13 protein-coding genes are annotated in these 14479 nt (G+C 52.7%); 7 read left to right on the top strand and 6 right to left on the bottom strand.

All coding sequences use genetic code 11. The features are described from left to right. Positions 1–2 precede the first annotated feature (2 nt). The 5 genes from GYMC10_RS06410 (at position 3) to GYMC10_RS06390 (ending at position 4990) form a co-directional block, all read left to right on the top strand. Entirely contained in the window at positions 3–935 is a 933-nt protein-coding gene (locus GYMC10_RS06410; protein WP_012819403.1) for an AraC family transcriptional regulator, read from the top strand. Between the two features lie 204 nt (positions 936–1139). Beyond that, positions 1140–2447 (top strand): ABC transporter substrate-binding protein, encoded by a 1308-nt coding sequence (locus GYMC10_RS06405; RefSeq protein WP_012819402.1) that lies wholly within the window; start codon positions 1140–1142, stop codon positions 2445–2447. 86 nt (positions 2448–2533) lie between these two features. After that, complete coding sequence (locus tag GYMC10_RS06400) at positions 2534–3484, top strand: carbohydrate ABC transporter permease (protein WP_012819401.1); 951 nt, start codon at positions 2534–2536, stop codon at positions 3482–3484. A 1-nt stretch (position 3485) separates the two neighbouring features. Continuing rightward, complete coding sequence (locus tag GYMC10_RS06395) at positions 3486–4310, top strand: carbohydrate ABC transporter permease (RefSeq protein ID WP_012819400.1); 825 nt, start codon at positions 3486–3488, stop codon at positions 4308–4310. A 140-nt stretch (positions 4311–4450) separates the two neighbouring features. Then, positions 4451–4990 carry a GNAT family N-acetyltransferase gene (locus GYMC10_RS06390; protein WP_012819399.1) on the top strand — a complete coding sequence of 180 codons (540 nt, stop codon included), beginning with the start codon at positions 4451–4453 and terminating at the stop codon, positions 4988–4990. 96 nt (positions 4991–5086) lie between these two features. On the opposite strand, the gene GYMC10_RS06385 is transcribed toward GYMC10_RS06390, so the two are convergent. Together GYMC10_RS06385 and GYMC10_RS06380 are read right to left on the bottom strand one after the other, a co-directional pair. After that, positions 5087–5596 carry a GyrI-like domain-containing protein gene (locus GYMC10_RS06385; RefSeq protein WP_012819398.1) on the bottom strand — a complete coding sequence of 170 codons (510 nt, stop codon included), beginning with the start codon at positions 5594–5596 and terminating at the stop codon, positions 5087–5089. Positions 5597–5652: 56 nt separating this feature from the next. After that, complete coding sequence (locus tag GYMC10_RS06380; RefSeq protein WP_012819397.1) at positions 5653–6603, bottom strand: helix-turn-helix transcriptional regulator; 951 nt, start codon at positions 6601–6603, stop codon at positions 5653–5655. A gap of 238 nt (positions 6604–6841) precedes the next feature. Between GYMC10_RS06380 and GYMC10_RS06375 the strand changes: the two genes are divergently transcribed. Together GYMC10_RS06375 and GYMC10_RS06370 are read left to right on the top strand one after the other, a co-directional pair. Beyond that, positions 6842–7324 carry a PH domain-containing protein gene (locus tag GYMC10_RS06375; RefSeq protein ID WP_012819396.1) on the top strand — a complete coding sequence of 161 codons (483 nt, stop codon included), beginning with the start codon at positions 6842–6844 and terminating at the stop codon, positions 7322–7324. Beyond that, a complete protein-coding gene (locus GYMC10_RS06370) occupies positions 7317–8996 on the top strand; it encodes a PH domain-containing protein (protein ID WP_012819395.1) in 1680 nt (559 codons plus the stop codon). Before GYMC10_RS06375 ends, GYMC10_RS06370 begins: the two co-directional genes overlap by 8 nt. Here GYMC10_RS06370 and GYMC10_RS06365 read toward each other — a convergent pair. The 4 genes from GYMC10_RS06365 to GYMC10_RS06350 all read right to left on the bottom strand — a co-directional run bounded on the left by GYMC10_RS06365 (position 8991) and on the right by GYMC10_RS06350 (position 14468). Beyond that, on the bottom strand, positions 8991–9629 hold the full coding sequence (locus GYMC10_RS06365; RefSeq protein WP_012819394.1) for a TVP38/TMEM64 family protein: 639 nt from the start codon (positions 9627–9629) through the stop codon (positions 8991–8993). The two genes, GYMC10_RS06370 and GYMC10_RS06365, sit on opposite strands and share 6 nt — an antisense overlap. 206 nt (positions 9630–9835) lie before the next feature. Then, positions 9836–12775, bottom strand: a complete 2940-nt coding sequence (locus tag GYMC10_RS06360) for a family 10 glycosylhydrolase (protein WP_012819393.1) — start codon at positions 12773–12775, stop codon at positions 9836–9838. 333 nt (positions 12776–13108) lie between these two features. Further along, positions 13109–14104 (bottom strand): Gfo/Idh/MocA family protein, encoded by a 996-nt coding sequence (locus GYMC10_RS06355; protein ID WP_012819392.1) that lies wholly within the window; start codon positions 14102–14104, stop codon positions 13109–13111. Positions 14105–14141: 37 nt separating this feature from the next. Continuing rightward, the gene (locus tag GYMC10_RS06350) at positions 14142–14468 is read right to left on the bottom strand and encodes an antibiotic biosynthesis monooxygenase family protein (protein ID WP_012819391.1); all 327 of its coding nucleotides are present in this window, start codon (positions 14466–14468) and stop codon (positions 14142–14144) included. Positions 14469–14479: the final 11 nt, after the last annotated feature.

The raw sequence follows: 14479 nt of genomic DNA, 5'->3' as shown, positions 1-14479 counted from the left end.
ATTTGAGTATTTATTGGAGTCAGGTCGATATTGAAGAACTAACGGGATCAGGTGTCGTTTATTTTAACTCAAAGATGGAGATGTTGGAAGGTCTTCCATGCAAAATGTATAAATTGACCTATCAGCAGAGCCTATGGACGCATTGCCATGATTATTTTCAGATATGGTATGTGGCAAAAGGCGCTTTCCTGCACACCGTCCAACAACAGGTATACGAGATACGCAAAGGCGATATTTTTGTTATTCCTCCGTTTACCCTGCACAGCGTAAGCATTTCACCCGATGAGGACATCGAAATTTACGGATGCGAATTCATGCCCTCCTTCGTGAACGAGAGATTTCAGGAACAGCCGACAGACCATGCCTTTTTCGATGTGGCCTTTCTGGAATACTTTCTGCGCAAGGAAATGAACGCCCAATCCCAAATCACGCTGGACAGCGTGACCGACGTAACGGTCCGAAATGTCCTGAAGGATATGCTGATCGAATACGAGAGACGCACCCCTTTTTTTCAAATCTCGCTCAAAGCCAAGCTGCTTGTGCTTCTCTCGATTCTGGCACGGCAGGTCAACGGCGAGCTGCTGCGTGAAGGATTCGAGAAATCGGAGAAATACCGGGAAATCATGACAAGAGTCGTTGATCACATCCATAACCACTACCAGGAAGATATGAATTTGAATGATCTATGCAGCCTATCGAATTTATCAAGGTCCACGTTCTGCATCCTCTTCAAAGAATGGACAGGCAAAACATTCAACCGTTATCTCACCGACCTGCGGATTCTGCAGGCCATGATGATGCTGAAGCAGCCGGAATTATCCGTAACGGATGTGTGCTATTCCACCGGATTTAACGAACTCTCCTATTTCTGCAGAATCTTCAAAAAGTATACGGGCATCTCTCCCACCGACTTTCGTAAACAAGCGATGAAATAGAATATTCAATGCCATACGATAATCCTATTTTTGAACACGATAGTGAAATGAAATGATTTTTTTACATGCTACGATATCCATAATTCTTGCAAATAACTGGATCAGGGCCGGTTGTTTAGTCAACTGTGTTGGGGAGGGAATTGATAGAACTTCGATGAATGACGTTGCACGATTGTACACGATTGCTCAAGGGGAGGAAGAGGAATGAAGAAGAAATCTTGGATCTGGAGCCTTATTCTATTGTTCTCTATCGTAACAGGATGCTCGGGCGGTAATGCGCCCCAAGCGGGCAGTGATGCTGGTGACAAGCCATCCGATAATCCGCCTGCCCAGGATGCCGTAACACTCGACTTCTGGTACGGATGGACCGGACCGGAAGCGGAAGCGTTGGAAGCGTTGATTGCCAAGTGGAACAGCGCCAATCCCGACATTCAAGTGAAGGGGCTATCCCAAAGCGATTACCAGAAACAGCTTACCGCGATCACCGGGGGCAATCCTCCGGACATCGCATCCCAATTCGGACAAAATGTCGTGCCGTGGGGACTCCGTGGCGCCATGATGCCGCTGGATGATTATATAGCGAAGGACGGCGTCGATCTTAAGGATTTCGTGCCGGCTGCCCTAAGCACTTCCCAGCATGAAGGCAAGACGTATGCAATCCCGACGGCCATGCACGTGTCCATGCTGTTCTACAACAAGGATATTTTGCAGGAAGCCGGTTATGACGGTCCGCCGGAAACGATAAGCGATTTGAAAGAGTATATCAAGAAGCTGAGCGTCGTCGAGGATGGAGGCCGCCTCCAGCGGCTCGGATTGTGGCCGGGCATGGATGCGTATACGTTCAGTTATGCCTTTAACGGATCGTTTTATGATGAAGCAGCGCAAAAGGTGACGCCTGATCATCCGGGGATCCAATCGGCCATCAAGCTCTCGAAGGAGATCTGGGATCAATACGGTTCCGATAATCTGGACAGATTCTCCTCCGGGCTCGGCCAATACATGTCGGCACAGAATCCGTTCTTCTCGGGCAAATATGCGATGACGATTGACGGAGAATGGCTGCCCACCTTCATCAAGCAATACTCGCCTGATTTGAATTATGGCATAGCTCCCATTCCTTATGATGAAAGCAACCCGGAACTCAAAAACTCGGGGAATGTGACGACCAGCGTATTCTATATTCCGAAAGGCGTCAAAAACCCGGACGCTTCCTGGAAATTCATCAAATGGATGACCGAGCCGGAGCAAATGGCCGAGTTTACGGCTGCCCTCGGGAATCTCCCGACGCGAAATTCGGCCTTCTCCAACCCACTCTACGAGAATGTGCCAGGGTTTAAGGAATTCCTCGACTATTCGGGGAGCGAAAACCTGAAGTCCTTCCCGGCTTCTTCCTACGCGAACGAGTACATGACGGAGTTCAGCGCGCAATATGACGCTATTCTCCGAGGCACCGTCAGCATGGAGGAAGGCTTGGAGAAGGTGAAGGCCAAGATTCAGCCGCTGGTGAAATGACGAACCAAGCAGGCTCTGTCCAATGCAGCGTTGGTTTGGGCAGGGCTGCGTTACTAAATACTTAAAGCGGAAGGAGAATCGCGAAGATGAGAGTCTCCACAGCAAATCAACGAAAGCCCGTGTCAGGCTGGTCCAGGAAGGAGCGTCATTATGTGTATCTTGGCCTGGCGTTCGCCTCTCCTTGGATCATCGGGTTTCTGGCTTTTACCGTCTATCCGTTCTTCGGTTCGCTCTATCTGAGTCTGACCGAATACGATTTATTCAGCCCTCCCCAGTGGGTGGGGCTACAGAATTACGAGCAAATCCTCGCGGATGACCGCTTCTATAAGTCGCTCGGCAACACCTTTTTCATGGCGTTCATATCCGTGCCGATCACGCTGGCCGTCTCACTGCTGATCGCCGTGATGCTCAATTTCAAAGTGAAGGGGATCAACTATTACCGCACCATCTTCTACCTTCCGTCCGTCATACCGATCGTTGCAAGCGCTCTATTGTGGACATGGATGCTGAACCCCGACTTCGGGTTGGTTAACATGGCACTTCGCACCCTGGGTTTAACAGACCCGGCGTGGCTGCTGGATCCCCGTTATACGAAGCCGTCCCTTATCCTGATGAGCCTGTGGGGCTCGGGTGCGGGCGCTTTAATCTTCCTGGCTGCCCTCCAGGGCGTGCCAAGGCAATATTATGAAGCGGCTCAGGTGGACGGAGCGAACTGGTGGTACCGCTTCTGGAAGATCACGGTCCCTGCCCTGTCCCCCATCATTCTTTTTCAGCTCATCATGGGGTTGATCGGCGCCTTTCAAATCTTTACGGAATCGTATATTTTGGCTGGCGGCAAGGTGGATGGAAGCGGCTCATTGGGGGGGCCGGAGCAATCGCTGCTGTTCTATGCGGTCAATTTGTACCAGGAAGCCTTTGTCTTTCTGAAGATGGGTTATGCCTCGGCGCTCGCCTGGATTCTGTTCATCATCGTGCTGCTGATTACGTTCATCCTGTTAAAAACGTCGGGCCGCTGGGTCTATTACGGAGGTGAGTAACATGGCTGTCAGGTTGCGGGTTATCTTGCCGCATGCGCTCCTTCTTCTATTCGCTGTGATCTTCCTGTTTCCATTTGTATGGCTGGTGATGACCTCGCTGAAAACGCCGGAGGAGATACTCGAGTTCCCGCCGAGCATTTTCCCGGAAACGTTCCAGTGGTCCAATTATAAAGAGGCGCTTTCTGCCATTCCGTTTACCCGCTACATGATGAACACGTTTCTGATTTGTATGGTGAATATCATCGGCCAGCTATTCTCTGCACCGCTGGTAGCCTACTCGATTTCCCGCATTCCCTGGAGGGGCCGGAACATCATCTTTACCATCGTCGTGGCAACCATGATTCTGCCGGCTCAAGTGCAGATGATTCCGCAGTACATCATCTTCACCAAGCTCGGCTGGGTCAATACGATCATGCCGCTTACCATCGGCGCATTCTTCGGGGCGCCGTTCTTCATCTTTTTGCTTCGGCAGTTTCTGCTTGGCGTGCCGACCGAATTGTCCGAGGCAGCAAAGATCGACGGGGCTTCGGAGCTGCGGATCTATATCAAGATCATTATGCCGATCCTGAAGCCGGCACTGGCCACCGTTGCTTTATTCTCTTTTGTGTGGTCGTACGTGGATTTCATGGGACCGCTCATCTATCTGAACGATTCGGCCAAATGGACCATCACCGTCGGCCTGCAAAGCTTTCAGCAGGATCACGGGGCGCAGTGGGAGAAACTGATGGCGGCTTCCACCATCATGGCGATTCCCATGATCCTGATCTATTTCTTCGGACAGAAATATTTCATGAAGTCGGGATCGGCGTTGACCGGGTTTAAATAATGGGTTGAATGAAAACCTTCTCTTCCATGGCAGCTAGGCCGATCAGGCCCGCTGCGAATATGGAAGAGGAGGTTTTTGTGCTGATCGTGCAGAAATAAACGATGAAGAAACGATATCAATAGACATAAAGGATGAGATTAATGACTTATCATATCACTGCCATGACGGAGGCGTTTGCCGATCAAATCATGTCTTGGAACTATGAGCCTCCCTATGACTTCTACGACAGCGGACAGGATGAGGAGTTTCGAAGAGAGCTTCTGGAATGTTCGTATTACGCCATACTGGACGATGAGCAGCAATTGATCGGTTTTTGCTGCACGGGTTCATCAGCCCAAATACCGATTGCGATCCCGTTAGGGGCATACGATGAGGATCTGCTCGATATCGGACTCGGCATGAAACCGGAGCTGACGGGAAAAGGCTTGGGACACAAGTTCCTCTCCTGCGTGCTGGCATCCATGGGAGAACTTCACCAACGCAAATCGTTTCGGCTGACCGTAGCCCGATTCAACGAACGAGCCATTCGCCTGTATGCCAAGCTTGGCTTCTCGGAGGCTGCATCGTTCGATAAGGGCGGCACCTCCTTCATGACGATGGTCAAAAAGCGCGGGGCATCTTCAAACAGCAAGAAGGGCATCTCGCAAGATCCAGGATCTTTTGAGACACCCTCTATTTGATGTTGACAACCATCGGTTGGCCCGGATCGGATCGTAGTCCCTTTGGATCGTCTTATCAGCTCCAGGCACCCGAACCGGTCTTCCGATGCTTCGCGGCTATTCAACTGCGATATATACGTTCACCACAGTATTCGCAGGATCAAACCGCTGCATGTCATAGCGTTCGTAATCGCCCGTATAGGTTCTTTTTTCCGCCGCTTGGTCGAAGTAGCTCCAAATTTCATGCCATACCTCAGGCACGATCTCCATTAAGGGGCCGCGTCTTGTCCGGAATACCAAATACCTGGATGCAGGGACGGAGGCTTGCTGAAGTTCACTGGAGGTTTCGGCAGCCACGTCTTCATCTATCCTGTTGCCGATTATTAAGGTATACGACCCGGATGCGTCGCTTTCGTAATCCGTGTACAACGCATAGATGGCTTGATCCTTATCAGATAATCGTGCCTGCAAGCCGCTTTGGAAATACCGATCCCATAACTGCGGTATTTTGCCTTGCGGTCCTGCCTCCGCTTCGTTTGTCGTTCGGACGCCGACGCCCTGAATGGACATGGCGGGTCTAGTTTCGATCCATCGTTCACTTTGATTCTGCTGTTGACTATGACTCATAGTTGTTTCCTCCTTGAGATGAATATATCTCTATTCTAAAGAGGTAACGTGGACATCTATCTGTCCGGGTTATCGTAACGCAGCAGCATCCGTTTCGCCCTTCGCTTCACTTCCTCGGCTGCTTCGCCCGGAAGCTCAACCAGCACTTGATCCCCGAAGCTCAGAATCATGCCGTAAAACCAATCGTCCAGCTTGTATAACACATGAACGCGCAAAGATCCGTCCGGGTTGACGGTCACTTGTTCCGGCGGAAACATATCCGCCACCCGCTGACGCGCGGCAGCCTCGAATAGCAGCACGGTCTCCTGCTCCCGAGCATTGGACCAGGAGGAGTCCCATTCCAAACGTTCCTTGCCGGGCCATGGCCTTGGCTCATACGCTTCGCTCAGCATCTTGATATCCTGCATGCGCGACAACCGGAAGAGGCGAAAATCTTCCCGCTCCAGGCAAAAGGCCTGCACATACCAAACATTGCCCTTCAGAAACAAGGATGCCGGTTCAATGGTTCTTCGCTCCGCGCTGCCTTCCGCATCGATATATTCCATCTGCACCCTGCGCTTGTCATGAATGGCTTGTTTGAGCAAGCCCACGGCGGGTTTCAGTCCCTGACGCTGTCCCCAAGGCTGAAAGTCCATGACTACGGGCTCCTTCCGATATTCATCGCCAAGTCCCTGCTCTACCCTGCGCAGCAGCGCTTTGATCTTCTCCAGCAGCATGCCCATCTGCGGATCCTCCAGTGCGCTGCTCAGCCCCTTAACGGCTGTAACCAAGGTGCTCATCTCCTCGGCGGACAGCCAGTACTTATCGATCATATAATGCTCCATGATCTCAAATCCGCCGGTGATCCCCTGGTGGGCAACAATCGGAATGCCGGCTTGGCACAGCGTATCCATATCTCGGTATATCGTCTTGCTGGATACCTCGAACCGATCCGCCAGCTCTTTGGCGCTCAGTCTCCCACGGTTAAGAAGCAGGACGGTTATGGCTAACAGCCGGTCTATTTTCATGATCAGCCATCCTTTCGTTCTCGATCATTTCATCAGCTTTCTTAACTCAAGCTTAACAGAATCGGGATGTGTTCATGCAACCGTTAGGTCGGGTTCAGATGGTCGTTAATCTGTTATGCTACAATGATAAGCACGGCAAGCAAATAGGGGCGGAATGAAACGCAGTTTTCCCAAGCAACGTAGACATACATATAGGTAAGGAATGATCGAATCTTTAACATCAAGGAGGAACCTACATATGGACCATCGGCTTGACGCCATGCGCAAGTGCCACCCGGACTCCGTCACGATCTCCCGCATAACGGGCTTCATCACGGACGGAATTATTATGCTCGCTGCAGCAGCTTATCTGATCATCGCGGCTATACTCGGATGGACCCTCATTCCCGGGTGGATCACCATCGGACTCTTGGTTCTCGGAGCATGGTTTACTTGGGCCGTGCCCTCTTTCACTTACAAACAATTCGGCTTTAAAGTCAGCGAGGAAGAGTTGGAGCTTCGCTCCGGCTGGATCTGGCTCAGCGACACCCTCGTTCCCATGACGCGGGTCCAGCATGTCGAGCTGGAACGGGGGCCGCTCCTTCGCAAATACGGGTTAGCCAAGGTCAAGGTGGTCACGGCTGCAACGACCCATGTCATTCAAGCGCTCAAGCTGGAAGAAGCGGAGGAACTAAAGAAACAGATCGGCGAGCTGGCCAAAGTGGTGGATCACGATGAATGAACCGACAAGGCTGCACCGGCTGTTCATCCTGTTTCCGCTCGCAGACAGCGTAAAATCGCTCATTCCGATCGCAGCCCTGGTATCCATCAAATTCCTTAACGGAAAATCGCTGCGCGACATCCCTTGGTATTGGCTGTCCGCCGCCATCGTCATCCTGGTCTCCCTTCTGCTCCTGTACGGTTATCTGAAGTGGAAACGCTTCGTGTATACGCTGGAAGAAGACAAAATCCTCATCCGCCGCGGCGTGCTGTTCCGGGAGGAATTGTCCATTTATACGGGCCGCATCCATTCCATGAATATGGAGCAGCCCTTGCTGCAGCGTTTATTGGGGCTTACCCAGGTCCGGATCGAAACGCCGGGCAAAAAGGAAGGCGGCGGCGGCATTCTTCCGGCCGTCACCAATAGCGAAGGCGAACGGCTGCAGCGCTGGCTGCGCGAGCAAACCCAAACCAGGCAGGCGGATCGCGACGTTCACCCAGCTGCGGAAAACTCCGGCCGATCCGGTCAGAGCCTTTCCTCAGAGACGGAGAGACCGTCCGTTCCTTCTCCGGGGACCCCGGAGGCTTATGAATCCGTTCACCACCCGTCGTATCATAACCGGGACTTCGAGAGCGTTCTGTTGATGGATTCCGAATCCACCGCCGCCGGCAGAGAGAAGGCAAGCCGTCCCATCCCGGCCGAGGAAGAACGCAGCACGCTGCTCCAGCTATCCTCGGGCCGTCTGCTCATCGCCGCGCTCTCTTCGCCCAACCTGTCATTGGCTTTAGCCTTTGTGGGCGGTATCGTGTCTTTTGCCGATGACCTGCTGCCGGATCGGATGTACCAATCGCTGTTTCAATCGGCAGGAAAGCTGCTGCCCGGCAGCTGGATCAGCATCGCGGCATTGGCGCTCATCGTGTCCTGGCTGCTCTCGGCCGTGCTCTACACGATCAAATATGCCGGATTTACCGTCGAGCGTTTCGGGAAACAAATCTCGGTCAGCTGCGGTCTGCTGGAGAGAAAAAGACTGCTCTTCTCCCCGGAACGCGTATTGGCAATAACCGTAAAGGAAGGCGTATTCCGGCGATGGTTCGGTTACGCCGAAGTGAAGGTTCATGTGCTTACGTCAGAGTCCGAAAAACATTTCATGCTGCATCCTCTGCTGAAGACCGGGGATATCCCGGCGCTGCTGAAGCGGGTTACGCCTCAATTCAGCGCTCAGGCCATTTCGGCTTCGCCGCCGCCCCGCGCCAGATGGATGTACGTCCGCTGGAAGCTGGCTTTTGCCGCAGCGGTCAGCGCCGCATGCATTTGGTATTTTGACAGGCTCGGTTTATTATCGCTCTTGCTGCTTCCGCTCTCGTTCGCCTGGGGGCTTCTGTCGCACCGGGATTCCGGACTGAACGTCACGGGTAAACAGCTTACGATCCGCAGCCGCTTCATAGCAATGTCCACCAGGTACATACGCCGGCCGCAGATCATTGCCATGGAGGTCAGCGGTACCCGCAGGCAGCGTAGAAAGGGGCTTCTGTCCCTTCAAGTGAAGATGATATTCAGCGAAATCAACGAGAGTTTAAGCGGAATGGAACAGCAAGAGATCGAGGCCGTACGGGCATGGTTCCAACAGAAAAAAGGCGAGACCTTAGCACCTCCGGAGCGAAGCGGTCCCACCTCATCGATCGAACGCCTATAAGCGTTTGGCCTCCGTTCTTCCCGAACGGCCAAAGCCAGACAAGCGGTAAACCAGAAGGGTTACGGCAAGAAATACGCCATATACGCCTATGGTTATTAGGATATGGGAAGGATTGGACATCAAATTGTCTCCTACCATCGAGAACAGCAGCATGGCGGGAATTTTGCCCAATGCGGACGCCAAGCTGTACGATACGAACGTTACCTTGCTGAGCGCTGCGTACACATTGATGACAATGGAAGGAATAAACGGGATCAACCGGGTAAACAGGATGGTCAAAAAGGCGTTCCGTTCAAACATCGTGGTCACTTTTCCCAGGCTGTTGTAACGGTGAAGCGCCCGGTTGCCCCATTCCTGATAACCGTAGCGGATGAACATGAACATCAGGATGGAAGCAGCTGTGGAGCCGACCCAAGTAACCATCCCGCCGATAACCGGACCCAGGGCCGCCCCGATTACGCCACCGACAACGGGATAAGGGATCACCGGGAACAAAGCCATGGCGACAGCGACGAGCATGATCAGCATGATGCTGTCTGTCGATCGAATCCATGCCAATATGAACTCGCCTTTATAGTAAATAAGACCACCCACGGCAACGTAGACAAGTGCCATTCCTAATTTTTTGACCATGCACCACACTCCAAGACATAATGCCTCTATTGTACCATGGAGCAAGTCGATTGGAACAAGCAGCAAAAGGGACGTCCTAAGGCATTATGCCTAAGGATGTCCCTTTTTTTTGATACAGGCCAGTCCGTTCTCTAAAGCGACATCTTGCTAGAGAGGCAAACCCGCCGTGAACCGATATGGGTTACACTCTGCGGGCGCATGTAAGCTCACGGCTTGCTCGGTTTCCCTGGTGGATTTACCGGGGGCTTTCCAGGCTTGCCGCTATGTTTCACTTTCACCGTGACCGGTTTGCTCGGGGCGCTCTCGTTATGCAAACGATCGACAGCCGTCACCACATACGTGTATGTTTGTCCCTTTACAACGGTACGATCAACAAAGAACTGCGTCATTCCGGCGTTTTTCCTGAAAGTCCCTATTAAATTCGCCGGTTCCTGAACGCTGCCGGTTTCCCGACCGTTAAAGCGATAAACCGCGTAATACGTCTCGTCGTCAGACGAAGACCAACTGAGCTTCACGCCTTCCTGTACTTGGTCGGCCTTTGGCTTCTTGGTCGCAGCCGGTGCCTCCGATTCAATCCAAGGCATGGCCGGGATGAGCGCCGGGTATCGGTACAAATCGTTTTTCAGTCTGTCCGTAAATCCAAGCGCGTTGTCCTTAAACCATTTGGAGCTGAAATACATGCTGCCCCGAACTTCCTCGAAGTTTCGATTGTATTGGATCTGGTTCGGCATTTCGTCGGGATTGGACCAGTCGGCATTCGACCCGATTCTATATACGGCCTGTCCGCTGTACAGATGAACGTTCTTGCCGGACACGATCCCGCTCCACCAATCGATCAGCTTATCGTAAGCCGCTGCGGAGTACCCGATGTTCCAATAAATCTGCGGCGTGATATAGTCGATCCACTCTTCTTCGACCCATTTCTTCGAATCCGCGTAAATCGCATGATAACTCTCGAGTCCCGTCGTTTCGGAGCCGGACGGATCGCTGGATTTGTTTTTCCAAATACCAAACGGGCTGATGCCGAATTTCACGTAGCTCTTCTCCGCCTTGATGGCTTCCTTCACGTTTTGAATGAAGGTATTGACGTTATTTCTTCTCCAATCGCTCTTGTTCGTAAAGGAGCCCTTGTACTGATTAAACGTATCCGTATCCGGGAAATCCACGCCCGTTACGGGATACGGGTAGAAATAATCGTCAAAATGCACGGCGTCGATATCGTAATTCCGAACGACCTCCATGATGCCGTCAATGATGAACTGCTGCGCCTCCGGCACCCCTGGATTGAAATACAGCTTGCCGCCGTATTCCTCGACCCATTCGGGATGCTGTCTGGCCGGGTGATCCGCTACCAGCTTGTTGATGTCTCCCTGCAGGCTGATGCGATACGGATTGAACCAGGCGTGGAACTCCATGTTTCGCTTATGCACTTCCTCGAGCAGGAATGCCAGCGGATCGTAACCCGGATCCTTGCCTTGTTCACCTGTCAGCCACTCGGACCAAGGCCCGTATTGGGACGGGTAAAAAGCATCCGCCGTCGGTTTGATCTGCATGATGACCGCGTTCATTCCGGCATCCTCCAGTTGATCGAGCAGCTGAATGAATTGCTGCTTCTGCTGCTCCGGATCGGTAACCCCTTTTGCCGGCCAGTCTATATTATCGACGGTGGCGATCCATGCCGCCCGCATCTCGCTTTTCGGATGCCGGGAAGCTTCATTCACGGTGATATAGAGCGAATCGGTCTTTCCTTGGAACGCGGCTGTTATTCTAGCGGAGCCTACCTTCAAACCGCTCACCACCCCTTGATCAGAAACCGAAGCGACGTCCGGGTTGCTGCTGGTAAACGTAACGCCTTCCTCTATGGTTAGCGGTTCAGTCATCCATGAGTACGTAGCGGATACCACCGTTTCAAAAGAATCTCCAACCGTCACGGACGTAAGCCCCTGAAGTTTAATGCTTTGCAAAACAGGAACCGGATCCGTCACGGTAATGGTATGATGGGCGGATGCTCCCCGGTACGACGCCGTAATGGCAGCCATCCCTTCGGAAACCGCGGTCAGTCGACCCGCTTGATCGACCGATACAACGCCAGGCTGATCGCTTGTATAGCTAATGCCTTCGGTCATCCACACCGGATCCGTCTGGTTTCCGTAGACGGAGTAAACCACGCTGGTTCTCATGTTGTCGGTAACGCTAGTCTCCATATGAAGCGGCCCGGACAACAGCAATTCATGGGGAGCCGGGGCATCTGCCGCCACATGCAGCTCCAGCTGGGCTTTTGGCGCATCGCCGTACTCGGCCGTGATGGTCACCGTTCCCGGTGCCAATGCTTCAATGGTGTCGTATGTAGCGCCTGTCACGGTGGCAACGGATTCGTCGCTGCTGGTCAGTTTCACGCCGGATGTCAGTAACGTTGGTTCCGACTGTCCTTCATAGGTTGCATAAACTTGCGGTTTGACCGTTTCACCGACGCCCATAGGCGTCAGTCCGCCGATGTCGAGCCCATAAACCGGAGAAGCCGTATAGAAGGCGGACAGCCTGTCGAAGTATATGGTACCCTTGTTTTTATTCGTGTCTTTTAATTCGGCTACGTAGATTTGATTCACTTTGAGAGGAGCCTGAATGGTAGAAGGAATGTTTAATTTGACGTATTTCCAGCCCTTCCAGTTAAGACCGGAGGTGGCTGTAAAATCAACGGTATGCTTGCCGCCGGAAGAATCCTGAAGCTGTGCACGGAGCCAGTGGTTACCGCCGTCGCCGTAAACCCACAAGCCGAGTGCCTTCGGTGATCCGGGAACGCTCCTGCCTGTTGATCCATCCGGGTCTCTGAAATTGAGATAAGCCGCCGAGGTGCCGGATTCGCTGCCCACAAAATCATAGCTTAAGGCTGCAGCATGATGTCCGTAATAGATCGGCTCCGGTCTCCCCGCCAAATCCAGCTCGGCCTTCCCTCTTGCGGAAGACGCAAATAAATTCGTTACCGATTCGAAATCCTCCAGAACCGCTGCTTCCGGCTGTCCTGCGCTTGCGTTCGTTTCAACGGAATTGCCCCAAACAGACACGGCCGAGCTGAGCATCACGGCGAATGCCAACGTCATGGACAGAATGGACTTACTGTTTCGATAGACACGCCTTTTGGTTATCATTCATCAATTCACTCCCTATAGTATGAGTGCTTGCTATCCGAACCGAAGCCCGATTTCCAGCGAAATCGGCTGCCGCTCACCTCCGATCATGCGACTGAAGTAGATGACGTCATGCTGCTGTACCTGTATTCATCTCTATCACTATCATATTGAAATTTTATTTCAAATTTCAATAGTTTTTGTAAAATATAATTTTAAATCTCCGGCAGGAATTTTAGTCCGCATGACGTACAATGACCAAAAAAAGCCAATACGAGGCAAAGCCCGTATTGGCTACTTCAAACCATTCTTTTATTTCGTATACTCAAGAAGCCCGATCATAAGCGTCACGGCTTAACCTTCTGAAGGATACTTCAATCCCCACTGCCCCCGGATCTGATCCAGCAGCCTCATAATCGCAAGCGATTCGTCCAGCGGCATCACATCGCTCTCGAGCCGCCCTTCCAGCAGGCAACGTCCCACTTCGTAAGCCTCGAAGCTATACCCCTTCTCTTGTCGGTCATCCGTCACAACCACCGGTTCCTCGCCATCGACATGAAGCGCAGCGGATGTCGCGTTCAAGAAGGACGGAATGTGGATATGCCCGTTGGTGCCATAAATATAAGCTTCATTCGTCAATCCCAGCCGGATCGCCCCGTTTAACGATGCCGTCTTGCCTGATTCATAGGATAGAATAACGGAGAACTGCTCATCTACGCCCGTCTCGCCGATATGCGCGGTGCTCCAAATCTTCTCGGGCTCGGCTCCAAAGATCATGGCCGCAAACGACACCGGATAAATGCCCGCATCCAGCAGCGCGCCCCCGCCGAGCTCCAAATTCAGCAAACGGCCCTGCGGATTCCAGCCGCTCCGGAAACCGAAATCGGCCTTCACCAGCCGGACGTCGCCGATAAGACCGTCCTTTAGCCATTCGCGCACCTGCCGGATCGGCGAAAGGAAACGCGTCCACATGGCCTCCATCAGGAACAGCTTATGCTCCCGTGCTGCTGCGACTAACTCCTCCAGCTCATCCCCATTGATCGTAAAGGGCTTTTCGCACAGAACGGATTTGCCTGCTTGGAGACACATCAGCGCATGGTCCCTGTGCATCGGATGCGGAGTCGCTATGTACACAACGTCGACATCAGGATCCGACACGAGCTCCTCGTAACTGCCATACGCCCGTGGTATATCGTATTTCGACGCAAACTCGCCTGCACTGCTGGCCGTACGGGAACCGACCGCCAGAAACTGAGCGTTGTCCACATATGCCAAATCGGCTGCAAACTGCTCCGCAATCCATCCCGTCCCCATAATTCCCCATTTGACCTTGCCCGGATTCTGCACCATAAAACTCCTCCTCTTCCTCTCCATGATCTGGCCTTGCCTATAGCTTATAGAAGCTGTCCCGCTCCACCTTGCAAATTCGCAAGCCAAAGCTTTCATACCACTCGTTCTTGCCCCGTTCCTGGGCTACCTGATGAGCCGCGTTCTCCTTCCATAAACGTATGGACTCCAGGGAGTCCCAATACGAAACCGTGATCCCGAGACCCTCGTCCCGAGCGGATTCCCCCCCCAGATAGCCGGGCTGCTGCGCAGCGAGCTCCGCCATTTTATCGGACATCGCTCCGTAACCCCGGTCGCCCTCCGTTCGTTTGGACACAAAAATGCAAGCATAATAAGGCGGCTTCGGCGTATTCGCGTATTCCGTCATCCTCTTCCCCC

Source organism: Paenibacillus sp. Y412MC10 (genome assembly GCF_000024685.1).
Classification (GTDB): domain Bacteria; phylum Bacillota; class Bacilli; order Paenibacillales; family Paenibacillaceae; genus Paenibacillus_AQ; species Paenibacillus_AQ lautus_A.
This window is presented reverse-complemented; position numbering and strand designations above follow the sequence as displayed.